At 61.9% G+C, this 26,837-nt stretch carries 24 protein-coding genes; 7 read left to right on the plus strand and 17 right to left on the minus strand.

The genetic code is table 11. From position 1 onward, the window contains the following. Positions 1–64 precede the first annotated feature (64 nt). The 3 genes from ACPWMG_RS20305 to ACPWMG_RS20315 form a co-directional block, all read right to left on the minus strand. Positions 65–2,635, minus strand: coding sequence for an ATP-binding protein (locus ACPWMG_RS20305; protein ID WP_483301297.1), 2,571 nt, complete (start codon positions 2,633–2,635; stop codon positions 65–67). After that, positions 2,625–2,987, minus strand: a complete 363-nt coding sequence (locus ACPWMG_RS20310) for a response regulator (RefSeq protein WP_483301298.1) — start codon at positions 2,985–2,987, stop codon at positions 2,625–2,627. Before ACPWMG_RS20310 ends, ACPWMG_RS20305 begins: the two co-directional genes overlap by 11 nt. 156 nt (positions 2,988–3,143) lie before the next feature. Further along, on the minus strand, positions 3,144–5,672 hold the full coding sequence (locus tag ACPWMG_RS20315; protein WP_483301299.1) for an ATP-binding protein: 2,529 nt from the start codon (positions 5,670–5,672) through the stop codon (positions 3,144–3,146). Between the two features lie 361 nt (positions 5,673–6,033). On the opposite strand from ACPWMG_RS20315, the gene ACPWMG_RS20320 reads away from it, so the two are divergent. Further along, positions 6,034–7,596: a methyl-accepting chemotaxis protein gene (locus ACPWMG_RS20320; protein WP_483301300.1), complete on the plus strand. Its 1,563-nt coding sequence runs from the start codon at positions 6,034–6,036 to the stop codon at positions 7,594–7,596. 105 nt (positions 7,597–7,701) lie between these two features. On the opposite strand, the gene ACPWMG_RS20325 is transcribed toward ACPWMG_RS20320, so the two are convergent. Beyond that, the gene (locus ACPWMG_RS20325; protein ID WP_483301301.1) at positions 7,702–8,178 is read right to left on the minus strand and encodes a chemotaxis protein CheW; all 477 of its coding nucleotides are present in this window, start codon (positions 8,176–8,178) and stop codon (positions 7,702–7,704) included. Positions 8,179–8,465: 287 nt separating this feature from the next. Here ACPWMG_RS20325 and ACPWMG_RS20330 point away from each other — a divergent pair, with 287 nt between their 5' ends. Next, positions 8,466–8,975 (plus strand): hypothetical protein, encoded by a 510-nt coding sequence (locus ACPWMG_RS20330; protein ID WP_483301302.1) that lies wholly within the window; start codon positions 8,466–8,468, stop codon positions 8,973–8,975. Between the two features lie 12 nt (positions 8,976–8,987). Then, the gene (locus ACPWMG_RS20335) at positions 8,988–11,303 is read left to right on the plus strand and encodes an FdhF/YdeP family oxidoreductase (protein WP_483301303.1); all 2,316 of its coding nucleotides are present in this window, start codon (positions 8,988–8,990) and stop codon (positions 11,301–11,303) included. Between the two features lie 228 nt (positions 11,304–11,531). Here the strand turns inward: ACPWMG_RS20335 and ACPWMG_RS20340 are convergent, their stop codons facing one another. Both ACPWMG_RS20340 and ACPWMG_RS20345 read right to left on the minus strand, forming a co-directional pair. Next, complete coding sequence (locus ACPWMG_RS20340; RefSeq protein ID WP_483301304.1) at positions 11,532–11,798, minus strand: hypothetical protein; 267 nt, start codon at positions 11,796–11,798, stop codon at positions 11,532–11,534. 456 nt (positions 11,799–12,254) lie between these two features. Next, complete coding sequence (locus tag ACPWMG_RS20345) at positions 12,255–13,037, minus strand: SDR family oxidoreductase (protein ID WP_483301305.1); 783 nt, start codon at positions 13,035–13,037, stop codon at positions 12,255–12,257. Between the two features lie 114 nt (positions 13,038–13,151). On the opposite strand from ACPWMG_RS20345, the gene ACPWMG_RS20350 reads away from it, so the two are divergent. Both ACPWMG_RS20350 and ACPWMG_RS20355 read left to right on the plus strand, forming a co-directional pair. After that, positions 13,152–14,078, plus strand: coding sequence for a LysR family transcriptional regulator (locus tag ACPWMG_RS20350; protein ID WP_483301306.1), 927 nt, complete (start codon positions 13,152–13,154; stop codon positions 14,076–14,078). A gap of 174 nt (positions 14,079–14,252) precedes the next feature. Then, positions 14,253–14,831: a DUF4337 domain-containing protein gene (locus ACPWMG_RS20355; protein WP_483301307.1), complete on the plus strand. Its 579-nt coding sequence runs from the start codon at positions 14,253–14,255 to the stop codon at positions 14,829–14,831. A gap of 42 nt (positions 14,832–14,873) precedes the next feature. Here ACPWMG_RS20355 and ACPWMG_RS20360 read toward each other — a convergent pair whose 3' ends face one another. The 7 genes from ACPWMG_RS20360 to ACPWMG_RS20390 are packed head-to-tail and all read right to left on the minus strand — an operon-like array spanning position 14,874 to position 21,002. Beyond that, the gene (locus tag ACPWMG_RS20360) at positions 14,874–15,227 is read right to left on the minus strand and encodes a cupin domain-containing protein (RefSeq protein WP_483301308.1); all 354 of its coding nucleotides are present in this window, start codon (positions 15,225–15,227) and stop codon (positions 14,874–14,876) included. Positions 15,228–15,241: 14 nt separating this feature from the next. Further along, a complete protein-coding gene (locus tag ACPWMG_RS20365) occupies positions 15,242–16,237 on the minus strand; it encodes a quinone oxidoreductase family protein (protein ID WP_483301309.1) in 996 nt (331 codons plus the stop codon). A gap of 27 nt (positions 16,238–16,264) precedes the next feature. Next, the gene (locus ACPWMG_RS20370) at positions 16,265–17,158 is read right to left on the minus strand and encodes a beta-keto acid cleavage family enzyme (RefSeq protein ID WP_483301310.1); all 894 of its coding nucleotides are present in this window, start codon (positions 17,156–17,158) and stop codon (positions 16,265–16,267) included. Between the two features lie 8 nt (positions 17,159–17,166). After that, the gene (locus ACPWMG_RS20375) at positions 17,167–17,940 is read right to left on the minus strand and encodes an SDR family NAD(P)-dependent oxidoreductase (protein ID WP_483301311.1); all 774 of its coding nucleotides are present in this window, start codon (positions 17,938–17,940) and stop codon (positions 17,167–17,169) included. Positions 17,941–17,947: 7 nt separating this feature from the next. After that, positions 17,948–18,862: a dioxygenase family protein gene (locus tag ACPWMG_RS20380; RefSeq protein WP_483301312.1), complete on the minus strand. Its 915-nt coding sequence runs from the start codon at positions 18,860–18,862 to the stop codon at positions 17,948–17,950. Further along, a complete protein-coding gene (locus ACPWMG_RS20385) occupies positions 18,859–19,944 on the minus strand; it encodes an amidohydrolase family protein (RefSeq protein ID WP_483301313.1) in 1,086 nt (361 codons plus the stop codon). The genes ACPWMG_RS20380 and ACPWMG_RS20385 overlap by 4 nt, the downstream gene beginning before the upstream one ends. A gap of 20 nt (positions 19,945–19,964) precedes the next feature. Continuing rightward, complete coding sequence (locus ACPWMG_RS20390) at positions 19,965–21,002, minus strand: porin (protein ID WP_483301314.1); 1,038 nt, start codon at positions 21,000–21,002, stop codon at positions 19,965–19,967. A gap of 82 nt (positions 21,003–21,084) precedes the next feature. Here ACPWMG_RS20390 and ACPWMG_RS20395 point away from each other — a divergent pair, with 82 nt between their 5' ends. Next, entirely contained in the window at positions 21,085–21,987 is a 903-nt protein-coding gene (locus tag ACPWMG_RS20395; protein ID WP_483301316.1) for a LysR substrate-binding domain-containing protein, read from the plus strand. A gap of 29 nt (positions 21,988–22,016) precedes the next feature. On the opposite strand, the gene ACPWMG_RS20400 is transcribed toward ACPWMG_RS20395, so the two are convergent. The 4 genes from ACPWMG_RS20400 to ACPWMG_RS20415 form a co-directional block, all read right to left on the minus strand. Continuing rightward, entirely contained in the window at positions 22,017–22,511 is a 495-nt protein-coding gene (locus ACPWMG_RS20400; RefSeq protein ID WP_483301317.1) for a RidA family protein, read from the minus strand. Between the two features lie 62 nt (positions 22,512–22,573). After that, a complete protein-coding gene (locus tag ACPWMG_RS20405) occupies positions 22,574–23,908 on the minus strand; it encodes an amidohydrolase family protein (RefSeq protein WP_483301319.1) in 1,335 nt (444 codons plus the stop codon). Between the two features lie 65 nt (positions 23,909–23,973). Next, on the minus strand, positions 23,974–24,969 hold the full coding sequence (locus ACPWMG_RS20410) for a Bug family tripartite tricarboxylate transporter substrate binding protein (RefSeq protein WP_483301320.1): 996 nt from the start codon (positions 24,967–24,969) through the stop codon (positions 23,974–23,976). Then, positions 24,969–25,658, minus strand: a complete 690-nt coding sequence (locus ACPWMG_RS20415) for a nuclear transport factor 2 family protein (RefSeq protein ID WP_483301321.1) — start codon at positions 25,656–25,658, stop codon at positions 24,969–24,971. Before ACPWMG_RS20415 ends, ACPWMG_RS20410 begins: the two co-directional genes overlap by 1 nt. Before the next feature lie 193 nt (positions 25,659–25,851). On the opposite strand from ACPWMG_RS20415, the gene ACPWMG_RS20420 reads away from it, so the two are divergent. Then, on the plus strand, positions 25,852–26,769 hold the full coding sequence (locus ACPWMG_RS20420) for a LysR family transcriptional regulator (protein WP_483301323.1): 918 nt from the start codon (positions 25,852–25,854) through the stop codon (positions 26,767–26,769). The last annotated feature ends 68 nt before the right edge of the window (positions 26,770–26,837 follow it).

The following is a 26,837-nucleotide window of genomic DNA, read 5'->3' on the forward strand; positions in this document are numbered from 1 at the left end:
GAATTCGGTTTCAAGCCAGCCTCATGGTTCAACTCATGGGTTATCGGCAAACGCCGCAGGCGCTTTACGCCTGCTTAATAAATGTAACACCCGTGGTAACGCTGTCAAATGCCATCACGCGGGCCAGCGCCTGCGCAATTTCGCCCAACTGCAGCGGCTTATGTAACAGCCCGCGCAGCCCCAGTGCCGCCACTTGGGCATCCAGTTCAGCCGTAATTTTTCCGCTCATGACCACAATAGGCACGCCGGGGCGTAAGTCCAACAGTCTTTGCGCCAACGCGCTACCAGGCATGGCGGGCAACATTTCATCGGTCAAGACCGCATCAAACCGGTTAGGCGCCGCTTCAAACGCCGCCAGCGCCGCCTCTGCGGTGTGGAAGCCCACGGGCTCGTAACCCAGGCGGGCGAGCAGCTCTTCGGCCAGTTCAACCAAGGCCACTTCGTCGTCCACGATCATGATGGTCTGGCCCCTACCCCGCGCCATCTGAACCGGCACGGTGGAGGTGGAGCGAACCGCCTCGCAAGTCCCCACCACCGGCAGCCAGACCGACACCGTGGTGCCCACGCCCAACTGCGACACCACGTCGATGCCGCCGCCATGGTCGGTGACCACGCCATGCACCACCGACAAGCCCAGGCCTGTACCCTCGCTGCCCTTCTTGGTGGTGAAAAACGGGTTGAACATCGCCAGTAAAACATCCGCCTCGATGCCGGTGCCGGTGTCGGCCACTTCCAGGCAGGCGTAGCGGCCCGGGGACAGGCTTCCATGCAGCAACGTTTTGGTGGCAGTGAGGTCGTGCTGCTGCAAACGCACGGTGAGCACGCCCCCGCGAGAGTCCGGGTTGCCCATCGCCTGCAGCGCATTCGTGCACAGGTTCATCGCCACCTGGTAGAGCTGGGTGGTGTCGCCGTTGACGGCGGCATTGCCCACCGCCAGTTCAGTCTTGAGTACAACACCCGAAGGCAGCGAGGGCGCCAACATCGCCAGCGCCTCTTCCACCACCGACTGGATGTGGACTGGCACATGTTCGGCGACGCCGCTGCGGCTGAAGTCCAGAATTCTGCGCACCAGCAAACGCGCGCGGTCGCCAGCCTGCATCACGCGGCTGAGGTGCCGGTGCATGGCGCTGCCCGGCTGGGTTTGCTGCTGTGCCATTTCGCCAAAACCCAGAATGGCCCCCAGGATGTTGTTGAAGTCGTGCGCAATGCCGCCGGCCAGGGTGCCCAGCGACTCAAGCCGCTGGGTTTGCTGCAGGCGCCGCTCCAGCGCCAGTTTGCTGGCAAGCGCCTCGCGTCGTTCCGTCACGTCGGTTGCGGCCCAGAAGATGCGGGCGGCTTCGCCACGGTCGTTTAAAAGCGTCTTCGCGCGCGCGTGAATCCAGCGCCACTGATCGCCGCCGTGGTGCGTGCGGTACTCAACTTCGATCGAGGGCGTCAAACCCGCCATGTGCTGCTCGATGGCATGCAGCGTGCCCGGACGATCCTCTTCGTGCGTTCGAAATGCCGCCACCAGTGCGCGGATGGTCGACACATCCGCATCTGCCTCAATGCCATGCAGCGCGCGCCATTTGTCCGAGACAAACGTTGTGCCATTGGCGATGTTCCACTCGGCGTGCCCGCCTTCGGCGGCGTCCATCGTCAGGGCGTAGCGCTCTTCGCTTTCGCGCAGGGCCTGTTCACCCAAGGCCACTTTTTTCAGTTGGCGCAGCAGCCGGTGGATGGTGAAGACGATCAACAGCAACAGCAAAGCCGTGCGTATGGCGGCGCTCTGCACTTCGTCGTACCAGGGGCGCAGCGAAATTTCTTCGTCGCGCGTCATGGCGATGATCAGGGGCTGGTTGCCCACCGGCAATGCGGCAATCAACTTGGGCCGTCCATCCACCGGGCTGATGGCACGGTCGACCAATTCACCGCCCTTCAGCACAGCCAACTCGGGAAACTTGGGACGGTTCTCTGCCCCATCAGCCGGTGGATGGCGTGCCACCAGCGTGCCGTCGTCCAACGCCAAAATCAGCGCGCTGCCCTCGTTGAGTTGCAGTGTGGAGTACATGTCTTGAAACTCGTACAGCGTGACAATCGCCGCCACAACCCCGGCGAATGCGCCATGCGGGCCATTCACGCGACGCGAGATCACCAGCGACGGTATTTTTTCGGTCCGCGTGACGATGGGCTCGTTGATGAACAGCCCGCCCGAGGGCACCTCGCGCTGCGCTTGAAAGTACGCCCGATCAGACACATTCGCCAGCGGCTCGCCGGTGTCGCGCGAGCGCAACCGCTGGACGCCGTGGGCATCCACAACCGTCAGCACACTGATCTGCGCCAGGCCACTGGCACGGGCGGAGAGTTCTTGTTGAATCTGCTCTTGCGACAGCTTGCCCGCCGCGTCTTCGTACCAGTCGGCGGTGTCCCTGAGCAGCAGATCGACGCTCTCGAAATTGCGCTTCGCCTCATTCGCCAGCGCTCTGGCCAGGTTGCCCAAGGCGCGCCGGTTCGATATCTGCAATTGCTCATGCAGCCGCCAGGCATCGTAGACCGCCGACCCCACCAGCGCGCTGATCACGAGCGCACCGGTCGCCAGGATGCGTGTCCTCAGCCTTTGCCCGTCTAGCCGTTCGGACGCCTTGTCAGCGACCATGCGCGACTGCTTCTTCCACCGCGCGCAGCAACTCCGCTTGCGAAAACGGCTTTGCCAGCAGCGCTCGCACCCCTAGCGACACCACGGTCTCGGAGTCATAGGCAAAACTATGGCCAAGCTGCGCACACATCACCACCACCGGGACTTGGGGGAACTTGCTGCGCAACCGCTGCAGTTCAATGGCACCCGGCCCCCTTAAATTCATCATGCTGGCCAGCACAAGCGAGGGCATGTGGGCGGCCTGCACCGGGTTCAGCCCCCCCACGTCCACCATGTAGCCTGCAGCCACAAGCCACTCTTGCACCAAAGCTCTGATGGCGGGATCTTCTTCGATCACCAAAATTTTTACCATAGTCGCATTCCGTCAAACACCATACATAGCTCTGCCGTCCATTACGGCTGGTTTTTGTTCCAGTTCGATTTCAAGAAACTGCGGCAGATTACATCTGTAATCGTTTCGTCCGAAAACGAACCAAAAGCTGGCAAGTGCGATGTGGCCGTAATGCATTTAATGGGCAGCGGTCGAAGCCGTCCAATGCGCCAAAGCATCCGCCATTTCCTTCAGCCGCAGCGGCTTGTGCAAAACCGCCTTGACGCCGATGGCACGGGCGCTTTCCTCCAGGTCGGGCGTCACTTTTCCGCTCATGATGACGATGGGCAAGTGTTCACGCAAAGCCAACAGGCGCCTAGCCAACTCACGCCCTGGCATGCCCGGAAGCATCTCGTCGGTGAGCACCGCATCAAATCGCTCTGGATTTGCCACAAAAGCCTGCAGCGCGGCTTCGGCGGAATGGAAGCCCACGGGCTCGTAGCCAATGCTGGCGAGCAGCTCTTCGGCAATTTCGACCAACGCGGCCTCGTCGTCCACCACCATGATCGCTTGCCCCTGCCCTTGCGGCAACTGTGCTTCATCTTCAACAGAAAGATCGGCACTGGTGCCCTGCGTCGGCAAGTAGACCGTTACAGTGGTGCCACTGTTCACGCTCCCCACATCCGAGGTGACGTCGATCGCGCCATGGTGGTCGGTCACCACACCGTGCACCACGGAAAGCCCCAAGCCGGTGCCGTCTCGCCCCTTCTTCGTCGTGAAGAAAGGGTTGAAGATGGACGGCAAGACTTCAGCGGCGATGCCCGAGCCGGTGTCGCCCACCGTCAGCCGAACGTAGGGGCCCGGCGCCAGTTCCCCGTGCATGCATTTGGTGGAATCTTCAATTTGGGCTAGGTCGAGCCGCAACGTCAAGACGCCGGTTTCTCCCATGGCCTGCACGGCGTTGGCGCAAAGATTGATGACCACCTGGTACAGCTGCGTCGCGTCTCCCATCACGGCCGTGCGACCCAAATGGAGTTCGCTCTTGATCGCAATGCCCAGCGGCAAGGTGGGCGACAGCATCGCCAGCGCCTCTTCCACCACCGCCTGGATGGGCACGGGGCTCATCACGGCCACACCGCTTCGGCTGAAATCCAGAATGCGCCGCACCAGAAGCTTGGCCCGGTCGCCGGCCTGCATCACGCGGCCGATATGCCGGTGCAGATCGGTTCCGTGCTGGGCCTGCTGTTGCGCCATTTCCCCAAAGCCCAAGATGGCGCCAAGGATGTTGTTGAAATCATGCGCAATGCCGCCGGCCAAGGTACCCAGCGACTCTAGCCGCTGGGTTTGCTGCACCCGTCTTTCCAGCTCGAGCTTGCGCGATGCCGCCTCACGCCCTTCCGTCACGTCGGTGGCCGCGCAGAACACGCGCACCGGTGCACGGCGTTCGTCAAACAAGCTTTTGGCACGCGCGTGCACCCAACGCCATTGCCCATGCGTATCAAGAATCCGGTATTCGATCTCGATGGACGCCAACCGCCCCGCCAGATGCAGCGCAATGGTGTCGCGCACCTTAGCGCGGTCTTCTTCATGCAGCGTGACCGCTCCTACCACCTCTTGAAGAGTCGACGCCTCGGGCAATTGCGGCACGCCATGCAGCGAGCGCCACTTTTCAGACAGGAACGTGGCACTGGTCTTGATATTCCATTCGGCGTGGCCGCCGTCCGCCGCGTCCATGGTCAATGCATACCGTTCTTCGCTTTCTCTGAGCGCGTGTTCGGCCGTCTCCAGCTTTTTGAGCTGGCGCAGAAGACCGTAGATTGTGAAGATGATCAGCAACGACAGCAGCGCGGTGCGCACCACGGCACTCTGCAACTCTTCATGCCATGGGCGAAAGGCCAGATCTTCGTCGCGTGTCACCGACAGGATGAGCGGCTGGCTTCCGATGGGCAACGCGGCGATCAGCTTCGCACGACCATCAAAGGGGCTGATGGCGCGGTCGATGATGGGGCCGTCTTTAAAGCTGTTCAGCTCGGGGAACTTGATGCTTGGATCGCCGTCGGGAACCGGCGGGTGGCGGGCGATCAAAGTGCCGTCGTCCAGCGTGAGAAGCAAGGACGTGCCTTCCGTGAGCTGCAGCGTGGCGTACATGTCGCGAAACTCTTCCAGCGTCACGGTGGCCGTCGCGATGCCTAAAAATTCGCCTTTGGCGCCTTCCATTCTTCTGGACATCACCAGCGACGAAACGCCTTCGCTGCGGGTCACCACCGGCTCGTTGATGAACAGGCCGACACTCTGACCATCCCTCTGCGTTTGAAAGTAAGGGCGGTCCGCGACATTTGCCAGCGGTTCGCGGGTGCTTTTGGAGCGGAACTGCTGCATCCCCGAGGCGTCCACAATCGTCAAGACGCTGACCTGGCCCAAGCCCCTGGCGCGAGCAGCCAGCACCTGTTGAACCTGCTCCGGCCTCATTTCGCGGCCGTTCTCCACGTACCAGCGTGCGGTGTCCTTCAGCAGCAAGTCAACACTTTGAAAGTTGCGACTGGCCTCGTTGGAAAGGGCGCGGGCCAAATTGCCCAGCACCCGTTCATTCCAATCGTCCAGATGCTCGTGCAGGCGCCATGAGTCGAAAACGGCCGAGCCCACCAGCGCAGCCACCACCAGCACGCCGATCGCCAGGATTCTGGATTGCAGGGTCTGCCCTGCAGATCTATACGCCGCCTTGGCCATCTTTCTACATCTTCCTCAGCGCCCGCACCGAAGCGCCATGGGTGCAATACAGGCACAGGCGCTGTCGCGGTTCATCAAATGGCAGTCGGTTGCGGTCATGGATGTGCTTGGAGTTTGTCAACGTCGCTCCGATTAACACCGATTCATGTGCCGATTCAATGTCGAAGCGCCCCCGCCAAATTACACCTGAAACCGTGCCGCACTGCCACATCACTTTCCGCGCCTTTCGCCACCGTGGGCCATCAACCGGCAACCCCGCTTCCTACAGGTGAAACATAGCCCACGGGTTTTGAAACCCGTCGGAAACAGGCGAGACACAGACTTGCGCCCTGACAAGTCCCTCCTTCAACCAGGAATTCCTATGCGTTCACTTTTTACAAGCCTTTCGGTCTCAAGGCGGCTAGCCTTGGGTTTTGCGTCGGTTCTCGTCCTCCTGGCCGTCATCATGGCGCTCAGCATTGTTCGGCTCAATGCGGTGGCCCAAAGCACTTCAGACATGGTGACCGGCCCGATCAAGACCGAAAGAATCCTCAGCGACTGGTACCGCAACGTCGCCGCAGGTGTACGCCGCACCTTGGCGATTGCCAAGAGCAGCGATCCATCGCTCACGCCATTCTTTGCGGATGACATTGTGCTGTCGACCAAACAGTCTGGCGACTATCAGAAGGCAGTCGAGCCGCTCATGGAAACAGCTCAAGAAAAGGCGCTGTATGCCGACATCACGGATGCCCGCAAAAATTACCTCCAAGCGCGCGATGCCGTGATTGCGCTACGCGGCCAAGGAAAGTCCGACGAAGCCAACAGACTGCTGGACGAAAAATTCTCGCCAGCGTCGAAGCTCTACATGACCAAGTTTGAAGAGCTACTGGATGCGCAGCGCAAGGAGATCGACCAAAAGGCGCTGATGGTGCAGGCGATCTACAGCCAGAGCCGTAATCTGATGATGTTGCTGGGCGGCACCAGCGTGGTACTGAGCGTGCTGATCGCCTGGCTGATCTCCGGCACGATCACGCGCCCGCTTGCGCAGGCCAGCGCGGTGGCGCGGCAGGTGGCCGCCGGAGACCTGACCGGGCAAATCGACACCAGCCGAACCGATGAGCTGGGCGAAATGTTGTCCAGCCTGCAACTCATGCAAACGGGCCTGATGCAGGTGGTGGCCAACGTTCGCTCCGGCTCGGAAAATGTGGCCACGGCCAGTGCGCAAATATCGCAAGGCAACAACGATTTAAGCGCGCGCACCGAAAGCCAGGCCAGCGCGCTGGAACAAACCGCCGCCTCCATGGAAGAGCTGAGTTCTACTGTCAAACAAAACGCCGACAACGCCCGCCAGGCGAATCAATTGGCCTTGAGCGCTTCAACCGTGGCCATCCAGGGTGGCGATGTGGTCGGCCAGGTCGTCGAAACCATGAAAGAGATCGACCACAGCTCGAAGAAGATCGTCGATATCATCAGCGTGATCGACGGCATTGCGTTCCAGACCAATATCCTGGCATTGAATGCCGCCGTTGAAGCCGCCCGTGCCGGCGAGCAAGGGCGTGGTTTTGCGGTGGTGGCCAGCGAAGTGCGTAGCCTGGCGCAAAGATCGGCCGAGGCGGCGAAGGAAATCAAGAAGCTGATCGGCGACAGTGTGCAACGCGTCGCGCAGGGCTCGGCGCTGGTCGACCGTGCGGGCACCACCATGACCGAAGTGGTCACGTCGATCCGCAAGGTGGCCGACATCATGGGGGAGATCAGCGCGGCCAGCGGCGAGCAGGCCTCTGGCGTGGCGCAGGTCGGCGAAGCCGTCCACCAGATGGACCAGGCCACGCAACAAAACGCTGCGCTGGTGGAGGAAATGGCGGCGGCGGCCAGCAGCCTCAGAACACAGGCCGATGGCCTGGTGCAGGTTGTGGCCGTCTTCAAGCTGGTGCCGGGGCAGCACTAACTCGGCAACGTGTGGCGTGAATGAACCCACCGGCCGCGCATCCCTATTGGCATGCACGGGCGATGGGTTTAAAAATACTGGCCAAGCCAGCTCAGCCACGAATGCCTAGTGGCTGGCGAGCCCCATGTCCGGCGCCGACATCAACTTTTCGATGTCGAGCAAGATCAACATACGCTCGCCTACAGAGCCCAGACCCAACAGGCTGTTGGTATCCACAATGCTCTCGAAGTCGGGCGCCGCTTTGACATCGTCTGGCGACAGCGCCAACACATCGCTGACCGAGTCGACCACGATGCCCACCAGGCGGCTCTTCAGGCTCAGAATGATCACCACGGTGAACGCGTTGAACGCGGCGTCGTGGTTGAATTTTTCCCGCATGTCGACGATGGGAACGATGGTGCCGCGCAGATTGACCACCCCCTTGATGAACTTCGGCGCGTTGGCAATGTGGGTGGGGGTCTCGTAGCCGCGAATTTCTTGCACCTTCAAGATGTCGATGCCGTACTCCTCCTGGCTCAACCGGAAGGTCAGGTATTCACTCGCTTTGGACTTGAGATCATTTGGGGAGAGTTGTGTTTCCATAAAACGCTTTCAGGGGATGTGCATTCGTTGAATGTTGTGCACGCGTATTGGGGCTGAAGTCTTCAGCCTCGCCACGTGGCGCCGACCTTCACTGTCGCGGCAACCCATTTCCTGTTGATTACCGCGAGACGTCAGCAGGTTTCAAATGCAACTCAAGCCGCGCTGGCTCTGCCCCTTGCCGAAAAACGGCAACGCCTACAACTGAAACAAAGCACGGCGTGCTTGAAACACGCGCGCAATGGCGGCGACGCAAGATGGCCTGAACACCACACCACCGCAGAGGTTTTATGCCAACCCTTGATGCCAATACCCATCGCCACGCCCATAGTCGTTTTTGGGATTCGACCCAAGTGATGCGAGCTGAGGGGGCTGCCACTGCCTCGCCAGCAAACGAAAAGCAGGACCACGATTTTTTGCGCTTGCTGGCGGCTTACCGTTGTGTCGGCGGGTTGGCCAAGGGCGCCGAGATTGCCGTTCGGCCACAAGGCCCCGGCTTGGCTCAACTGGCGCGCAACATCGTGCAGCGGCGGGTGCTGAGCTTTCCGTGGCGGGGCGAAATCTGGCTGCCGTTCTTCCAGTTTTCTGCGGGCAGCCAAGCCGTACGCGCCGATGTGCAGGGGGTCATCGATGCGCTGGCGGTGGCATTGTCCGACTGGGAAATGGCCTCGTGGTTCGTGGCACCAAATGCATGGCTGGACGATAGAGCACCGGTACTCCTGTTGGCATCGCATCACGAACGGGTGTATGAGGCCGCCAGGGCGACTGGATCCATGCAACCCGCCTCGGTTGCAGATTAAAGGGGAATGCACATGACGGACAACAGCATTCGAACCTACACCCACGCGGCCGGCGGCTGGGATGCCCTGGGCGCGGTAGCGCGTGCCATCAAAGGCCAGATGAACATGCTGGCGGGCACGAAGATCATGCTTAAAAACAACCAGCCCACGGGTTTTGATTGTCCGGGCTGCGCCTGGCCCGACCCGCAACACACCTCGGCATTCGAGTTCTGCGAGAACGGCGCCAAAGCCGTGTCTTGGGAGGCCACCGAAAAGCGCGCAACGCCCGAGGTGTTCGCCCAGCACACTGTGAGCGAGTTGCTCACCTGGAACGACCACGACATCGAAAACCTGGGCCGCTTGACGCACCCCATGGCTTATGACGCCAGCACAGACCGCTACGTGCCGGTTGCCTGGGAAGACGCGATGGCACGCATTGCCACGGTGCTGCAGACCTTACCGGACCCGAACATGGCGGAGTTCTACACCTCAGGGCGCGCTTCAAACGAAGCCGCTTTTCTTTATCAGTTGTTTGCGCGGGCCTACGGTACCAACAACTTTCCGGACTGTTCGAACATGTGCCACGAAGCGACCAGCGTGGGCTTGCCGCAGTCGATTGGCATCGGCAAGGGCACGGTGACGCTGGAGGACTTCGACCACGCCGACCTGATCCTCTCGATTGGCCACAACCCTGGCACCAACCATCCACGCATGATGACCACGCTGCACGCGGCGGCGCGTCGAGGTGCGGCCATCGTGGCCCTGAACCCGCTACGCGAACGCGCACTCGAACGGTTTGCCGCACCACAAGACCCGGTGGAAATGGCCACCTTCAGCTCCACCGGCATTGCCACCGACTACCTGCAGGTGAAGGTGGGCGGCGATGCCGCAGCCCTGAAGGGCGTGATGAAGGGCGTTTTGGCGCTGGATGCCATCGACCTGGCGGCGGGTGGTGCTGGCACGCTTGACCGCACATTCATCGCCGAACACACCCACGGCTTTGATGCGCTGGTGCAGGATCTGGAGAACACCGATTGGGACGACATCGAGCGCACTTCCGGCTTGTCGCGTGAAGCGCTGGAGCATGTCTCGCGCATCTACTGCAAAGCCTCGGCCACGATTGTCTGCTTTGGCATGGGTGTGACGCAGCACAGCCACGGCACCGAGAACGTGCAGCAGATCTCCAACCTCTTGCTGCTGCGCGGCAACTACGGCCGCCCCGGTGCGGGCATCTGCCCCTTGCGCGGCCACTCGAATGTGCAAGGCGACCGCACCGTGGGCATCGACGAAAAGGCGCCGTTGGCGCTGCGCCAGGGCATAGAGAAAAAGTTTGGTTTTGTGCCGCCCGCCGCACACGGTCACGACGCGGTAGCCGCCATTGAAGCGATGGCCGACGGGCGCTCCAAGGTGCTAATCTGCCTGGGCGGCAACCTCGCGGTCGCCATGTCGGATCCGCAGCGCACGTTCCCTGCGATGCGTGGCTTGCAACTCGCCGTGCACATCGCCACCAAGCCGAACCGCTCGCATTTGTTGACGGCGAAGCAGACGCTAATCCTGCCCTGCCTGGGGCGAACCGAACAAGACATGCAAGCCAGCGGCCCGCAGTCCGTGACGGTAGAAGACTCCATGTCCATGGTGCACGCCTCCACCGGCCGGCTGCCACCGCCCTCTCCGTTGGTGCGTTCAGAACCCGCCATCGTGGCCGCCATGGCCGCTGCCGTGCTGGGCGAAAAGTACGCCATTGACTGGGCGGGCATGGCGGGCAACTATGACCGCATCCGCGACGCGATCGAAGGCGTGGTGCCAGGCTTTCAAGACTACAACCGGCGTATTCAAACACCCGGCGGCTTTCGACTGCCAGTAGGGCCGTCCGAACGCATTTGGCACACGCCATCAGGCAAGGCGGAGTTTCTGGTGATGGATGGAGTGAAAGACGATTCGACGCAAACTGACCCTACTGTGTTGACCTTGGCCACGTTGCGCAGCCATGATCAATACAACACCACCATCTACGGCTTGGACGACCGATACCGGGGCATTTTTGGCCGCCGGGATGTTGTTTTTTTAAACGCCGACGATCTGGCAGAGCACGGTATTGCAGCAGGAGATCGCGTAGACGTGGTTGCAGCAACACAGGCCGATGGCGGCGAGCGTGATGAGACATCACCAGAAGCGGCGATGCTTCACCTCACAGCCGTGGCCTACAACATTCCGAAAGGCTGCGCAGGCGCTTACTACCCTGAAGCAAATGTGCTGATTCCCTTGGATCACCAGGACGCTCGCAGCGGCACGCCGTCGTACAAGTCAGTGCCCGTGCGCATCCGCCGCTCAATTCATTCACTGAGTTGAGCGTAGGACCGTCAACATGCCCTCGCACGTTGAGCACGGCGGAACATATTTGGCAACCCCATATGCGCATAGAACTTGAACAATTCTGTCCCCCTATGGCGTGGCTTGCTCAGCACACGAAAGTTCAGCGCGGTTTGAATTTCAATAGGCGCAAAAGCGTTCGGCTCTCTTGAGCAGCCCAAGCGGTTGCCCGAAGATTATTCATGGCCAACCGAGAACCGTGCAGCCCTACTCCGCCACCATGAGCCGTGCATGTGGTGGAGACCCTTCGTCGCCGTAGCAAGCCATCAATGCTGCGGCCAGTGCAGCGCGCCAAATGTAGGCGGCACGCAGTTGCGCAGGATTCGGCATCAAGGTCATCGTGCCCGTTTGAAACTGGGCCGTGACGGCTGCAAAGGGTGAAAGGCCTGCAGCCGCAAAAGTCGCTTCCGCTGCCTTGAATCCAGCAAGGCGCTGTACCTCGGTCGCATCAGGGGCAACGAAATAAAGTCTCACCGAAAGGTCCTCTCATTCCACACGGACCACCGAAGAATCGACCGTCATGTCAAAGCCAGGATTTCACCTTTGCCTTCAAGCCGTCGACGAGGCCGATGGACAACCTCAACCGAGCGCATCAGGGATGTGGAAGAACCCGGTGCGTCGATGGGTGATTCTTGAAGAGGCGGGTACTGGGTTTGTGACTCAAATGTGAACGACCGTTCGTAAATCGTGTGAAACGCTGCGCAATCCAACATTTGTCACATCGCGGCCGCCAATGTTCGGTTTTCGCCGCAGATGTCCAGCGGGGGGCTGGCAGGGGAACTTGCAAATGTGCGCTGACGCCGCAATGGGGGCCAATCTTGCTTAAGCGCCTCGTTAACAGCCGCCTGTGTGCGACCGTTAACGACGTGCGAAACGCTTTCAGGGCCAGCTTCCCGCTGGCTGGAGGAGCATCGGCGAGGGCTTCTCGAATCAGGCTGCGAAGCCGCCGTCGATCAGCAAGTCGGCGCCAGTTACGAATGCCGCTTCGGGGCCGGCCAGGTAGGCCACCATGCCGGCGATCTCGTCTGCCTTGCCGTGGCGGGGGATGGCCATCAAGCCATGCAGCAAGGTGGCGAAGTCGCCCTCTTCCGGGTTCATGTCCGTGTCCACAGGGCCAGGTGCGACGTTGTTCACGGTGATGCCGCGTGGACCAAGGTCGCGCGCCAGGCCCTTGACCAAGCCGACGAGGGCGGACTTGCTCATGGCATAAGGGGCGCCGCCCGCAAAGGGCATGCGTTGCGCGTTGGTGCTGCCAATGTTGATGATGCGGCCGCCTTCTTTCATGTGTTTGGCCGCCGCTTGCGAGGCGACGAACACCGAGCGGATGTTGACGGCCACGGTGCGGTCGAAGTCTTCCAAGGTGAACTGCTCCAGCGGTGCAATGGCCAGCACGCCAGCGCTGTTGACGAGGATGTCCAGGCGACCGAAGCGTTCGGCAACGCCGTCGATGGCGCGCGTCAATGCTGCCGCATCGGTGGCATCTGCCTTGAGGGCGATGGCGTTGCCGCCGCTGGCCTTGATCTCTTCGACGAGCGCTTCGGCGGCGATGGCCGAGGCCGCATAACCGATGGCGACGCTGGCGCCATCACGCGCCAGGCGACGTGCCGTGGCAGCACCGATGCCGCGTGAGCCGCCATGGATGAAGGCGACCTTGCCGGAGAGAGGCTTGGCGGCGACAGCGGAGCTGGTGCTGGTGTTGAGGGACGTGTTCATGGTGTTTCCTTTCGGATTGAAGTGGTTGATGGGTGCTAGTTTGGGCTCCATCACCTGTTTCCGGTAGTCAGTAAATTGATCTTTCAGTTTCAACCATTGGTATAAGCTTTAGCCATGACCGAACTACGCAGCTATCTCGACGCCTTCATCGCCTCTGCCGACGAAGGCAGCTTCTCCGCCGCCGCGCGCCGCCTGGGGATCACGCCGGCGGCGGTCAGCAAAAGCGTTGCCCAACTGGAGGCGCGGCTGGGCGTGCGGCTGTTCCAACGCAGCACCCGCAACCTGGCACTGACCACGGACGGCGAGCGCTTGTTTGGCCAGGTCCGACTGCCCTGGAGCGAGATCAGCGACGCGTTGACGGACCTGCGCCAGGGTGCCGGCAAGCCGGCTGGCACCCTGAAGGTGGCCCTCGCCCACACGGTGGGCCGCGAGTATTTGGTGCCGCTGCTGGGCGAGTTCGTGCGCCGCTACCCGGACGTCATACCGGATCTGCATTTCGACAACCACCAGGTCGACCTGGTGGCAGAAGGTTTCGACGTGGCGATCGGCGGCGGCCTTGAGCTGACCGATGCGCTGATTGCGCGCGAACTTTCAAGATTGCGCATTGTGCTGATGGCCTCCCCCGCTTACTTGAAGGCCCACCGCCCGCCCAAACACCCCAACGACCTCGCGCGCCACCGTGGACTGCTGCGCCGCTCGCTGGCCACCGGGCGGTTGGTGCCCTGGGCCTTGAAGAACAAAGCTGGCGAAGAACTTGTCGCCAGCGTGCGCCCAGTGATGGTGCTAGACGACCCCGAAGCCATGGCGCGTGCCACGGCCATCGGCATCGGCATTGCCATGTTGCCCCTGCCGCATGCGCTGCCGCTGCTGGAGACCGGCGCATTGGTGCGCGTGCTACCCGATTGGTATGCCGAGTCGCAGCCGCTGTCCATCTACTACACCAGCCGCAAGCTCGTGCCAGCCAAAGTGCGGGTGTTTGTGGACTACATCCTCAAGGAGTTCCACGCCAGCGGGCAGGCGGCCCGCTTTGGGCAGAAGTAGTGCGACCGGAGCGTTGGGGTTCGATTGATGCATTTGGCCAAACTGACATCCAGTCGAGGGAAAATGTGCGACCTTTGTGCCCAGCTATGCAACAACAATTGGGCGCACTTTGCTTGGCAGGCTTCACGGCATAACCAATCACTTCAATAGAACTTTTCTCAAGGAATAGACAAGATGTCCGGAAATGGATTCCACGTGCATGGACCGCACGACCATGAGCTTGAACATGCAGCCCAACACGAGCCCAAGGGCATGGCGGGCCAGTTGGCCGTGATCACCGCCATCCTCGCCACCGTAGGAGCGATGTTCTCGTATATGGGCGGCGCCACCCAGGCCAATGCTGCGCTCTACAAGAACGATGCCGCGATCAAAAAGACTGAAGCCTCGAACCAGTGGAATTACTACCAGGCCAAGAGCAGTAAACAGAACCTTGCAGAGCTGGCGCTGGAGCTGAGCAGCAGCGAGGAGCAGAAGGCCAAATATCGCGACAAAATTGCGCGCTACGACAAGGAAAAAAACGAGATCAAAGACAAGGCCGAGGCGCTAGAGAACGATTCAACAGAGTTCAACCACCGAAGCGACGAGCAAATGCACCAGCACCACCGCTGGGCCCAGGCCACGACGGCACTGCAGATCTCGATTGCGCTGGCGGCCATCGCCCTGCTGACCAAACGCAGCTGGATGAAAGGGGCCACGCTGGGTGTTGGCGCTGTTGGCGTCCTGCTGGGCGCATTGGCCTGGTTCCACATCTGACCGTCAAAGCTGACGTCGGAGCTAGATGCTCCGACAGTCAACTTACCTTTCCTGCGCCATGATCAGCAGCACTTGTGCAATCTTGTCGCCCCGGTTACGCAGTTGCCGGGCCTCCCCGGGCGCGATGCGGCAACTGTCCAGCCTGCGCAGCACCTCGCAGTGGCTGACACCATCCGGCATCTGCCCCCTGATTTCCAACTCTCCATCGAGTACCACGTAGAACTTCTCCTGCGCGGAGGCCACGAGTGTCGTGCTGCCGCCGGGCTCCACCACAGATAAGCCCAGCCACACCGCATCAGCGGGGCCCGCTTCGCGCCCCTGCAGACGCGACATCTTGAAGCCCTCGTGTCCTGGAGCGTCGTAGCGCGGTGCCTCTTCGAGTCGAACCAAATGCATGCTGATCTCCGAAATCAGGGAACAAAAACGACACGTGAGGACGAGCCGGCGAGCACCTGTTGATAGGCCTCTATCGCCTGGTCCAGCGGCACCAACCCGGCAGCATCCACGTCGAATGCGCGCAGCGAGCCATCGGTGAAACCTGGGGCCAGCGCGTCCAGAATGGCGGCGCACTTCACCACATCCAGCTTCAGGCTGTCCACCCCCACCAGTTGAAGATTGCGGCGGTAAAAGCCCAGGATGTCGAATGGCACCGAGCGTTCAATGGTGGAGATGAGGATCTGCGTACCGCCTACTGCCAGGCTTTGCAACGCTGCAGAAAAGTACGGTGAGCCCACGGTGTTGTAGGCGATGTCTGCGCCCCGGCCGCCCGAAGCTTCCAGTACCGCCTCGCCCAGGTCGGCTCGGGTTCCGTCCAGCATCGTGACGGGTTGGCTGGCGTGGCCTCGGTAGCGCCCGGCGCCCCGCTCCACTCCAATCACCGCCGCACCAGCTCGCGTCGCCAATTGAATGGCGGCCTGACCCACTTTGCCGTTGGCACCGAAGACCACGACGGTCTGACCTCGCCCCACCAGACCCGCGCGACGCAGCCCTTCGTGCGCCGTGATGAAGGGCACGCCCACGGTGCCGGCGGCAGCGGCCGACACGGCTTCGGGGCGGCGCACCAAGGCGGCGACTGGCAAGACCAAGTAACGGGCATGGCTGCCGTCGCGGGTGATGCCCAGGTCTCCACCGGTGCCCCAGACATTGGCCCCCATCCATTCCTGAGGACCGACCACAACCCGTGCAGAGAAATCACGTCCAGGGGTGCGCGGCCAGACGGCCTGCGGCATCAAGCCCAACGCTGCCTTCACATCGCTGGGATTGACGGCAGCGGCCAAGACCTCGACCACGGCGTGATCAGGAGGTGCATCTGGCAGATCTTGCGTTTCCAGTTGGAGTTGCAAAGCATCGGGTGTTTCGGCTTTCTGGCCTACGCGCAAGGCGCGCGATGGGGTCACAGTGGTCATGGTGAATATCCTTGGAAAAGTAAAAATTCAGAAATCGGCGTTGGTGGTGCGCAAGCCCCAACTGTCGCGAGCCTGCTGGCAGCTTGCCAGTCGGCCGCCGAGGTCTTCGACGATGCGACGCGCTTTGCGCACCAGGTCTGCATTGCTCTGCGCCAGCACCCCCTTGTCGAGGTAAATGGTGTCTTCGAGGCCGATGCGTACATTGCCCCCCAGCAAGAAAGCCTGGGCTACTGCGGGAAAAGCATGGCGGCCCACCGCAAAGGCGGACCATGCGGCCTGGGGCGCGATCAAAGAGCGCGCCAGCGCCAGCGCCGCCGGTGTAAATGGCAATGCGTAACGCACCCCCAACACAAAGGTGTAAAGGCCAGGCCCCTTCAACGTGCCGTCGTCCAGCAGCGCCTGCGCAAGCATCAGATCGCCGGTGTCAAAGCATTCGAGTTCGGGCACAACGCCATGCTCACGTATCACGGCAGCCATCCTGCGCACATTCGCTGGGGTGTTCATCACCACCTGTTCGCCCGAGTTCATCGTGTTCAGGTCGAGCGAGCAAATGTCCGGTTTCAGCGCGGCGATGTGCGCTACACGCTGCTCCGGTGGCAACAGCGTGGTGCCAGCAGCGGCGATACGGGGTTCGTCCACACTGGGCACAAACCGTCCGCCAGGGCCCGTCGTCAGGTTGATGATGAGCTCCGGCCGGTGGCGTCGCAAGGTCTCGACAACGCGGCCATAAAGTTCTACATCCATCGACGGCGCGCCGGTCTCGGGATCGCGAACGTGGATGTGCACGGCCGCCGCACCGGCGTCAGCCGCTTCCAGGCAGGCTTCGCTGATCTGGGCCGGCGTGATCGGCAAATGGGGCGTCTGATCGGGTCGGGTGAGGTTGCCCGTCACGGCGCAGGTGAGGATGGTAGGTTTTTCCATGTGTGTCTTCACCCCAGATGACGGCCACCATCGGCCACGATGACGCTGCCTGTGGCATAACGCAATGCGGTGCAGCAGGCGACGATGGCTGCGGCCACGTCATCTGCCACGCCCACACGTTTCAACGGAATCGTGGCGCCTACGCGTTCATTGAAAGCCGCGTCGCGCCCCGGCACGAAGGCGGTGTCCACCACGCCGGGCGAGACCGCCATGCAGCGAATCTGCGGCGCCAAGGTTTTGGCCAGCGCGCGCGTGAGCGCATCGGTCGCCGCCTTCGCGGCCGCGTACGCAAGGTTGCTGCCCAGGCCGGTAAAGGCTGCGATGGACGATACGTTGACCACCACCGCGTCGCCAGCGAGCTTCATCTGCGGCGCAAACGCCCGTACTGCAGCAAAACTTCCACGCCAGTTTGTGGCGAAGATGTCGTCAATCAGTTGGTCATCCAGACCCTCAAGATCTGCAGCCGCCACCTGCCGCGTAAAACCCGCACTGTTCACCAGCACGGTGGTGCGGCCCATCTCCTGCTCGATGGTCTGAGCGGCGGCGCGCAGCCCGGCGCTGTTGGTCACGTCGGCCTGCAGCGCACGATGTCCGGTGCCCGGCAATTGCGCCAGGAGGGGTGCTGATTTTTCTGGTGCGCCTCGCTGCAGCAGTACCACTTGGGCGCCGAGTGCGGCCAGTCGGTGTGCGGTGGCCAAACCTATGGCACCCGTGCCACCGGTGATGACGGCGATTTCGCCATCGAGCCGCTCCCGTGGAGCGAAACTTCTGTTGTCTTGCATATCGATCTCAAGGTAATGGGCAATGGGGGAGCACGGTGTCGCCGCGTTCGAGGCGAAGTTCAACGTCGAGACTGAAGCCGCCCCGACCATCGGGCTCAAAGCGGCGCAACAACGAGCCCACGGCGCCGAACACCACGTCGTGGTGGGCGTGCGGGTCTTCGATGTCGAAGAACTGCGTTGCCAGCACCTTGTGCCCTGCGGCCACCACGATGAAGTGCAGATGTGCGGGGCGCATCACACCGCGCCCCTGCGCTGCCAGCAGTTCGCCGCAGGGGCCGTCCACCGGCACCGGATAACCAGCGGGACGCACGCTGTGGAAGTCGAAGCAGCCCTGGGCATCGGTCAAGAAGACTCCGCGCAAATTCATATCCTGCTGGTGCGGGTCCTGGTTCTCGTAAAGGCCTTGCGGTGAGGCCTGCCATGTCTCAACCCGTGCGTGCACCAACGGCGCACCATTGAGCGAGAGCACACGACCGCGCACATGCAGCGGCGCGCCCGGGGTGTCGGCCAACGCAATGTTTTCGCCGCAGGCACGCACCGGCTGATGGGCACGCCAGAACGGCCCGACCAGTGCCGGCTCGGTGCCGCCCTGCGCCAGCGCTTCACGCGCGCCCCGCAGTTGCACCAGGGTTGCCAGGCCCAGGATGTCGGCCAGAAGAATGCCTTCATTCTTCTGCGGCCCGCTGGCCTGCCCCACGCGAACCAGAAAATCCAGCGCCAGGTCGAGTTCGGCGGGAGACAGGTCGACCTCCAGCGCAAGCGCATGCAGGTGCCGGATCAGCGCGTCCATGACCTGCTTCAGCCGAGCGTTGGCAGTGCCAGCGTTGGCCCGTAGAACGGCCGCCAGCAACGCGCTGGGGTCTGAGGCAGACAACACGCTTGGTGTGGGCGCCTTCATGTTCAAAGCGTGGGTACTACTCATGGCACCAGTGCCCGCGCGTTGTCGCGGTAGATGGCCTGCAGCTCGGCTGCACTCAAGCCAGAGCGCTCCAGTCCCTCCGCAATCTTGGCGGGCTCTACCCAGGGGAAGTCAGAACCGAACACGATCTGCGAGGTCGGCACAATCATCTTGAGAATGCCCATGTGTACCGCGTCCGCAGCGGCCGCAGTGTCATAGTAGAAGCGGCGGAAGTGGTGCAGCCGCGAATCGGGCGGCGCCACGCGCGCCAGCGACTCCGCCGTCTCGCCCACCAGAAAGCGTTGCGCCCAGATGCTGCCGCCGCCATGCGACCAGATGTAGCGGATGTCCGGCGTTGCTTTGGCCGTGCCACTTTGGATCAAGCTCACCATGGAACGCGCCAGATCGGAACCAAGCTCCACAAAGGTTGGCAAGATCCCGGGTTGGAAGTTCCAGGCGCAGCAATTGGGTGCTGTGGCGTGGGTGTAGACCACGGCTTTGCGGCGGTTGAGTTCGGCCCATACCGGGGCGAAAGATGGATCGCCCAGCCACTTGTCGTCGTAGCTTGACAGCAGCCCCACGCCGTCGGCCTTCAGCACGTCGAACGCATACTCAATTTCGCGCAAACTCCCTTCAACATCGGGCAGCGGCAGCACCGCAAAATGCCCGTAGCGGCCTGGATAGTCGGCCTTCATGCGGGCGGCAAACTCGTTGAGCTCACGCGCCGCCTTGCGCGATTCGGCTGGATCGCCAAACCATACGCCGGGCTGCGTCACCGACAAAAATGCCTTCTCCACACCGCCACGGTCCATGGCTTCGAGGTCGTTCGCCACGGTCCAGGACTTGAATTGCTCAAACCCCAACACCGGCTGTTTCAGATGCTGCCGCTCCACAAGCTTGATCCAGGCGGGCGAGAAGAAATGGTGGTGGAAGTCGATGCGTGTGCCTTTTGTGCCCAGGGTTTGGGCCAATGGCCTGCCCTCGGGCACCAGGGCGCCGGCCCCCAGCGCCCCCAAGGTTCCCAGCGAGCCGAACATGCCAAGAAAGCCCCGGCGCGAAGCCGTGTGTGCATGAAGGCCAGAGAAAGAATATGGTTTGTGGTCCATGGTGATGCTCCTGGCTAACTTCAGAAGTTGTGGCGAATGCCGAATTCGAGACCTCTCGAATTGATGCCCGCTTGGGTGGGCAGAGGCGACGTGGCTGGCCAATCTCCCACGCCGGTGCTCGCCACCAATTGAGCCGATGCGCCCTGGTTGTTGATGACGGCGAACGTGCCGTAGACCGCCGTTCGTTTGGACAAGTTGTGCACATACCCCAGGGCCAGCTTGCTCCAATCGTTGCCGCTGTTCTGGCGGTTGTAGTAGCTATACGCTGCGCGCCACTCCCCTACCCCCTGGCTCAACGTCGCCCCCAGCAACCAGGCGTCGATGCGCGCACCGCTGGAGTCAGCTTCGCGGGCCCAGAAAGCCATCGGCGTCAGTGCACCGATGTTGTAGGAGACGGCCAAGTTGGCGGCGTTGACATGCGCTGGCGTGGTGGCAGTTCCGCTGTAGCGCCGGCCCAGGGCACCTGCCACGTTCACCGCTGCGTCGCTGTAGCCCAAGCGCGCGCCGACATAGCTGTTGTTCTTGCGGTTGACGCTGGTGGCGGGCTCTTCGCCGAATGCGTATTGCGCCTGCCCGTACCAACCGCCAAGTTGCCGAGGCAAGAGGTAGGTGAGCGCATTGCTCACACGAATCGGCGCGCCCAGCATGCTGTAGGCGGTGGGCTGGCCAATGCCGGTGCCTTGAAACGGGTCAAACCACGAGGGGTTGAGGTGGGTGGCCGACATTTCGCGGCCCACACGAAACTCGCCCAGGCGGCCCGTCAGGCCCACCGTGGAACGGCGCTGGAAGTTCATGGCGCCACCACCCGTGTCGGCCACCAGCGCACCTTCCAGCCAGAAGCCTGCCGACAGGCCACCGCCCAGATCTTCCGTGCCCCGAAAGCCGATACGCGAATGGCTGTTGCCGCTGTAGCTCACGGCCGTAAGACTGGCGTCGCCCTGCGAAATGTGGGCAACCCCAAGGTCGACCACGCCGAATATCGTGACCTGGGTTTGCGCAAAAGCACTGCCGCCTGCGGCCAGGCCGATGAGGGCCAAAGTGGAGAAACTATTTTTCATTCGAGTACTTAGGGTAGGGAGAGTTAAATCTGGCGCTGAATGTGAAAATGAAATGAATTCAGTAAATTAATCAGCAATTCATATGAACATCACCTTGCGGCAATTGCGGGCCTTCGTGGAAGTCATCCATAGCGGTGGCTTCACTGCGGCCGCACGCAAGCTGCACTTGACGCAATCGGCGACCAGCCTGTTGATCCGAGAGCTGGAGCTGCAGTTGGGGCTTGCGTTGGTAGACCGGACGACACGTCAAATTGCGTTGACGGATGCAGGCAAGGAGTTGTTTGACAGCGCGGAACGCATCCTGGCGGACGTGGAGCACGCCGTGGCCAACACGCAAGACCTGGTGCAGAAGCGCCGGGGTCGTGTGACGATTGCGACCACGCCGTTTCTCGCCGCCAACTTCTTGCCAGACGTGATTGCGCAATTCCAGGTTTCGCACCCCGCGATTTCGGTGCGCATCGCCGATCTGCCAACCGAGCAATTGGTACGCGTCGTCGACAGCGGAGACGCCGACATGGGCTTCGGGGTTTTTCCGCAACTCGACGTGGCCCTCGAACGCGTCACCCTGCTGCGCCATAGCCTGGGCGTGATGCTGCCGGCGGTTTGGCCACTGGCGCAGCGCCGCCGGCGCCTGACCTGGGCCGACCTGGATGGGCAGCCCATGATTGGCCTGGTGCCTGCCGGCGGCTTTCGCAGCCTGGTCGATCCACTGCTGCACCGCGAAGGTGAGCTTGCCGCCCTGCGTTTCGAAGTCGGGCATCTCAGCACCGCCGTAGGCCTGGTGGAAGCAGGTCTCGGCGCCACCGTGGTGCCGGCCTATGTGGGCGCGCTGGTGCGCTCGACACGAGCGCGTTTTCGCGCGCTCAACGATCCGGTGATTCACCGCCAAATCGAGTTGGTGTGGCGCGCTGCACGCTCGCTGTCGCCGAGTGCCAGTGCGTTTCGCAGTTGCCTGGAGACCTGCTGCAAGCAACTCCAAACCTGACCGGCGCCGCACTGCGCTGGTGTCAGACTTCAATTCGGAATGCACGGGTTCGCCTTTGAGCATTTGTCACCGATCACGGCCACCGCCTGAATCTCGATCAACATGCCGGGCACCGCCAGGTTGGACACCGTGATCTGCGCGCTGGCCGGAAAATTTCGGTCGGGGAACATCTCGGTGCGCACCTTGGAAAAGGTTGCACCATTGCGCGCATCGGTCAGGTAGGCCGTCATGCTCACAATGTCTTTAAGGCTGCCACCCGCGCGCTTGAGCGTCTGGTCCAACAAGGCGAATATCGTGCGGGTCTGCGCTTCGACATCGCCCTTGACGTCTTTGCCACTGAGGTCGGTGATGGTGGTTTCACCCGCCAGCCAAACCACGCGCCCGCCCTCGGTCACCACGGCGGGCGAGTACGACCGCCCTTTGGTGCGTTCGCCTTGCTCCATGTAGTCGGCCGCATGCGCGTGGGGATACAGGGCTGCGGCCAAAGTCACAGCGGCCAGCCAACGGGTGTGTCGGTTCTTCATTCAATGCTCCTGAGGGATGTTTTGGCGGGCGCGGCGGCTCACCTGGGTGGGGAAAATCGGGGTCAAACGGCCGGGTAACGACCCGCTAGCGCACGCATAGCCTCCGTGGCCTCGCGGACAATTTCGGCACCGTCCCAGCGGGTCGGCTGGCCGCCTCGCAGCAACACGCGTCCATCGACCAAGACCGTGTCCACGTTCGCCGGCTGAGCCGAATACACCAACGCGTGGGCGGGGTCGAAAACCGGCGCTAGGTTGAGGTCGGTCGCCCGCAAAATTTGGATGTCGGCACGCTTGCCGGGCGTCAACGAACCGATCAAGTGCGACAGCCCCAGGTCGCGTGCACCATCCAGCGTTGCCAGGCGCAGCACGCGGTGGGCAGTCAGTGGCTGGCGGTTACCGAAGCGCTGCTTGTGCGACCACAGCAGCGCGCGCATGCAGGCATAAAAGTCAGCGTTGGCCGATGCACCGGAGCTGTCCACCGACAGGCTCTGCACCACCCCGGCTTCCTCCATTTCATGAAACTGGATGACGCCGCGTGTCGCTTGGGCGTAGAGCATCTCGATGGTGGGCGAGCAGGTCATGGTGGTGCCGGTGGAAGCCAGCAATGCGCAATCTGCAGCCGTCATGCCCTGCGGATGGACCAGTTGCAAATCACGTCCCAGCAAACCGTGTTCAGCAAGCACGGGCACCAGTCCCGGGCGGGCGTGCATCGTCAACGGCAAGCCGAGTGCGCGGATGTTGGCGCACTCTTCGCTCACCACACTGATGGGAACAGCACCGCGTGGATTGGAGACCGGCGTGCGCACGGCGGCGCCCAGGGTCAGCAGTTCGGAGGGCAGCCCCTGTCGCAACACGCGGGCCAGATCCTCCAGATCCATAGGTTGATCCAAAGGCTGCTCCTGCCCCCAACCATAGGCAAAACGACCGCGTTGCCCCATCTCCGCCATGGCGCGCAGTTCGGCATCGGCGTGGGCCGGTGAGCGCGTGTTGTGGGCCCAGTTTTGCACCGTGGTGATGCCAGAAAGCAGCCCTTCGGCAAGCCCCAAACGCACGGAGCGATAGCTGTCTTCAGGCGTGAACAGTGGCCCGGTGCCCAGCGTGACCGGAAAGTAGCCGTGCTGAGGATCGTCTCCCCTCACCAGCGCACGCAGCGCGCTGTTCCAAAGGTGCCAGTGCGTGTCCACAAAGCCGGGCAACACAATCATGTCGCGAGCGTCGATCTCCGGCACCCCCTCGACGTCTATAGAAGGCCCCACCGCCACGATGGCGCCGTCTCGGATGTGCAGGTCAGCGCAGGGCAAATCACCCAGCGCGGGGTCCATGGTGAGCACGCAACCGCCACGGACGATGAGCTCTTGGTCAAGGCCGTTGCGGGCGGATGAGGATATCGAAGGCACAGAGAATCTCCTGCGCCACGTTTGGGCGCATAAATCGCGAGAAGAAGGAGGGAAAAGAGGCGGCGCTACTCGGCTTTGGTGCCCGAGATGCGGATCAATTGCGCCTTCTGGCGCATGTCAGCTTGAATGAAGCGTGCAAAGGCGTCGGGTGCCGAAAACACCGGCTCGAAGCCACGAGCGACAAGCACAGCGTCACGGAAAGCGGGGTCGTGGCCGATGGAAACGACCTCCTGGTTAATCCTCTGCACAACCGCTGCTGGCGTACCGCCAGTCGCGAAAAGCCCGAACCAAGACTCGCCGGGATCGATGTCTGCCAAGCCGGCTTCACGCAGCGTGGGCACCTCAGGCATTTCGGCCAAGCGAGTGGCCCGCCCGACAGCCAACGCCTTGAGCTTGCCAGCACGCAGCAACCCCAAGGCCCCGGACACACCGGCTAGCGTAAGTTGTGTTTCGCCCGCCTGTACGGCCGTGACGGCGGGCGAGATGCCCTTGTAGGGCACGTGTATCAGGTTCACACCAAACTTGGCTTTGAAGGACTCAAAAAGCAGGTGCGGAAGGCTGCCCGAGCCGTAGGACGCATAGCTCAGTGCGCTTGTCGGCGACTTCGCCAATGTGACCAGTTCAGCCATGTTGTTCGCCTGCACGGATGGGTGCGCCACGACCATTTGGGGCAGGCTCACCAGTTGGCAGATCGGGGTCAGCTCCCGCACCGGGTCGTAGGGCAGTTTGTCGAACAAAAACGGGTTGCTGGTGATGGTGGCCTCGCTGGTCAGCAACAGCGTGAGGCCATCGGGCGCCGCTTTGGCAACAGCCCCGGCACCAATCAGCGTAGAGGCACCGACCTTGTTCTCCACGATAACCGGTTGCCCCCACAGCCGCTGCAGGCGATCTGCCAACATGCGCGCCAACAAATCCACGCCACCGCCTGGCGCATAGGGCACCACAATCTTGACGGTACGTGCAGGCCACGGTGCGCCTTGCGCCCAAGAAACAGGGCTGGCGATGGCCATGCCCAGGGCCGCGAACACGCTGCGGCGGGAGCAATTCAACGCTGACTTCATCACTTGATGCTTTCGAAGTGCCGGTAGGAAGAATCGTTGCGGCCAATGTGGCCGATGACCTGGTAGCGCGCCTTGACCAGATCAGCAGGAACATCCAGCACCCGGCGGTAGTCGTTAACGGTCTGCCGCCCATCCAGCGCCCATTTTCCGTCGCGGCGCGACCAGCTATCCAGATAGCGTGAATGCATCCAGCGCTCTTCGTAGAGGCCGGGGTTTCCTTCTTTGGGCACCAGCAAGGTCGCGGTCCCGGTGGATTCACTGACCGCACGGTCGCCGTTGACCTCGATCAGGATGTTGGTGATGCGGTGGTTGTTGCCCGTCATCTCATCGTGGGCTTGGATCAACCAATCCACGTACGCTTCCCAGTTAGGGAACTCGCGGCCGCCAAAACTCATCTTGGCACCCGGGTGCGCCAACGAGATCAACAATGCACGGTCACCTCGATCCAAACCCCGGGGGTACTTGTAGATCAGTTCGGTGATGGCCTGTTTCGCCAACAAGGTTTCAATTTCGGCGGCTGTGGCTGTAGTTGTGGTTGCGGCCTTCTGGGCATAGGCCTGCAATGGCAATGTCAGGCTGACGGTCAACGCAGTCGCAAGCACCGCAAACAGCATTCGAATTTTCAGGGGCGATTTTTCCATCGACATTTTCTCCGTGGGATCGTGATCGGGCAGGCCTTGATGACACATGCAAATCTCTGGCCTGGTGTGTATTTCAACGCTCGGAGTGACATTTTTCAAACGATTTAATTTAATAGATTCACAAGTATTTCCAATACTTTAGGCCGTCGCCCGTGGCCCGACTGGAGAGGACAATCCGCTCATCCAGATCTTTCGCTTCTCTCATTCGCGCGCTAAAGCCTGTCTGCATCAGGAACACCCCATGTCTCGAACCTCCGCTGTCACCTTGCGCCAACTGCGCGCGTTTATTGCCGTCGCCGAAGAAGGCAGCGTGGTGCGTGCAGCGCAACGCATGCACCTGACCGCCTCCGCGCTCTCCATGCTGATCAGCACGCTGGAGGGCGAGCTTGGGGCGCGCCTGTTTGAGCGCACCACGCGGCGCATGGTGCTGTCTGAAGAAGGGCAAAAGTTGTTGCCATCGATCGAAGAAATGATGGGGCAACTCGATGGCGCGATCACCGACCTGCAGGAGTTTTCGCAGCGGCGTAGCTCGCGCTTGCGCATCGCGGCATCGCCATTGATGGCGGCCACACTGCTACCGCATCTGATGGCTGGATTTCATGAGCGGTTTCCCGCTGTTCGACTCACGCTGCGCGATCTTCCCGTGGGCGAGGTCGCGCAATCCGTCCGGTCGGGTGAAGCTGACTTGGGCGTGTGCACGGCAGATGTGGACACAACCGATCTTCACGCCACGGTGCTGCACCAAGACCGTCTGATGCTTGCCTGCCGGGATGGCCACCACCTGGCCACGCGCCCGGAAGTGCAATGGCGCGATCTCGCGGGTGAACGCTTGGCGCTGATGCAGCCCGGCTCGGGGCTACGCAACCTTTCAGCTCGTGGTCTGGCCGAGATGGGCGAACCTGTAGAGGCCACTTTCGAGGTGGCGAATGTGGCCACGGCTGTGGGTTTGGTGGAGGCCGGTCTGGCGATTGCGGTGCTACCGCGTTATGCGCTGATCCGTACGCGTGCCATTGGTGTGCGGGCCATCCCGTTGACAGAGCCGGTGGTGGAACGTGCCATCGTGGCGCTGCATGCCCCGGAACGCCCCTTGACCAGCGCGGGTGAAGCCTTCATCGCCTATGCGAAGCAAGCTGCGGGGCAAGACTTTGGCGTGGCGTGAGACTGCAGCCGTTTCTCCCCACAGACCAACGCACTGATCAACGAAAAGAATGCCCCTCATCCAAGGGG

This window comes from Hydrophilobacter chitinilyticus (assembly GCF_049860745.1).
Taxonomy (GTDB): domain Bacteria; phylum Pseudomonadota; class Gammaproteobacteria; order Burkholderiales; family Burkholderiaceae_C; genus Rhodoferax_B.

Excerpts from the sequence above, each read along its gene's own strand:
- ACPWMG_RS20305 (WP_483301297.1), bottom strand. The coding sequence starts at position 2,635 with ATGGTCGCTGACAAGGCGTCCGAACGGCTAGACGGGCAAAGGCTGAGG.
- ACPWMG_RS20310 (WP_483301298.1), bottom strand. The coding sequence starts at position 2,987 with ATGGTAAAAATTTTGGTGATCGAAGAAGATCCCGCCATCAGAGCTTTG.
- ACPWMG_RS20315 (WP_483301299.1), bottom strand. The coding sequence starts at position 5,672 with ATGGCCAAGGCGGCGTATAGATCTGCAGGGCAGACCCTGCAATCCAGA.
- ACPWMG_RS20320 (WP_483301300.1), top strand. The coding sequence starts at position 6,034 with ATGCGTTCACTTTTTACAAGCCTTTCGGTCTCAAGGCGGCTAGCCTTG.
- ACPWMG_RS20325 (WP_483301301.1), bottom strand. The coding sequence starts at position 8,178 with ATGGAAACACAACTCTCCCCAAATGATCTCAAGTCCAAAGCGAGTGAA.
- ACPWMG_RS20330 (WP_483301302.1), top strand. The coding sequence starts at position 8,466 with ATGCCAACCCTTGATGCCAATACCCATCGCCACGCCCATAGTCGTTTT.
- ACPWMG_RS20335 (WP_483301303.1), top strand. The coding sequence starts at position 8,988 with ATGACGGACAACAGCATTCGAACCTACACCCACGCGGCCGGCGGCTGG.
- ACPWMG_RS20345 (WP_483301305.1), bottom strand. The coding sequence starts at position 13,037 with ATGAACACGTCCCTCAACACCAGCACCAGCTCCGCTGTCGCCGCCAAG.
- ACPWMG_RS20350 (WP_483301306.1), top strand. The coding sequence starts at position 13,152 with ATGACCGAACTACGCAGCTATCTCGACGCCTTCATCGCCTCTGCCGAC.
- ACPWMG_RS20355 (WP_483301307.1), top strand. The coding sequence starts at position 14,253 with ATGTCCGGAAATGGATTCCACGTGCATGGACCGCACGACCATGAGCTT.
- ACPWMG_RS20360 (WP_483301308.1), bottom strand. The coding sequence starts at position 15,227 with ATGCATTTGGTTCGACTCGAAGAGGCACCGCGCTACGACGCTCCAGGA.
- ACPWMG_RS20365 (WP_483301309.1), bottom strand. The coding sequence starts at position 16,237 with ATGACCACTGTGACCCCATCGCGCGCCTTGCGCGTAGGCCAGAAAGCC.
- ACPWMG_RS20370 (WP_483301310.1), bottom strand. The coding sequence starts at position 17,158 with ATGGAAAAACCTACCATCCTCACCTGCGCCGTGACGGGCAACCTCACC.
- ACPWMG_RS20375 (WP_483301311.1), bottom strand. The coding sequence starts at position 17,940 with ATGCAAGACAACAGAAGTTTCGCTCCACGGGAGCGGCTCGATGGCGAA.
- ACPWMG_RS20380 (WP_483301312.1), bottom strand. The coding sequence starts at position 18,862 with ATGAGTAGTACCCACGCTTTGAACATGAAGGCGCCCACACCAAGCGTG.
- ACPWMG_RS20385 (WP_483301313.1), bottom strand. The coding sequence starts at position 19,944 with ATGGACCACAAACCATATTCTTTCTCTGGCCTTCATGCACACACGGCT.
- ACPWMG_RS20390 (WP_483301314.1), bottom strand. The coding sequence starts at position 21,002 with ATGAAAAATAGTTTCTCCACTTTGGCCCTCATCGGCCTGGCCGCAGGC.
- ACPWMG_RS20395 (WP_483301316.1), top strand. The coding sequence starts at position 21,085 with ATGAACATCACCTTGCGGCAATTGCGGGCCTTCGTGGAAGTCATCCAT.
- ACPWMG_RS20400 (WP_483301317.1), bottom strand. The coding sequence starts at position 22,511 with ATGAAGAACCGACACACCCGTTGGCTGGCCGCTGTGACTTTGGCCGCA.
- ACPWMG_RS20410 (WP_483301320.1), bottom strand. The coding sequence starts at position 24,969 with ATGAAGTCAGCGTTGAATTGCTCCCGCCGCAGCGTGTTCGCGGCCCTG.
- ACPWMG_RS20415 (WP_483301321.1), bottom strand. The coding sequence starts at position 25,658 with ATGTGTCATCAAGGCCTGCCCGATCACGATCCCACGGAGAAAATGTCG.
- ACPWMG_RS20420 (WP_483301323.1), top strand. The coding sequence starts at position 25,852 with ATGTCTCGAACCTCCGCTGTCACCTTGCGCCAACTGCGCGCGTTTATT.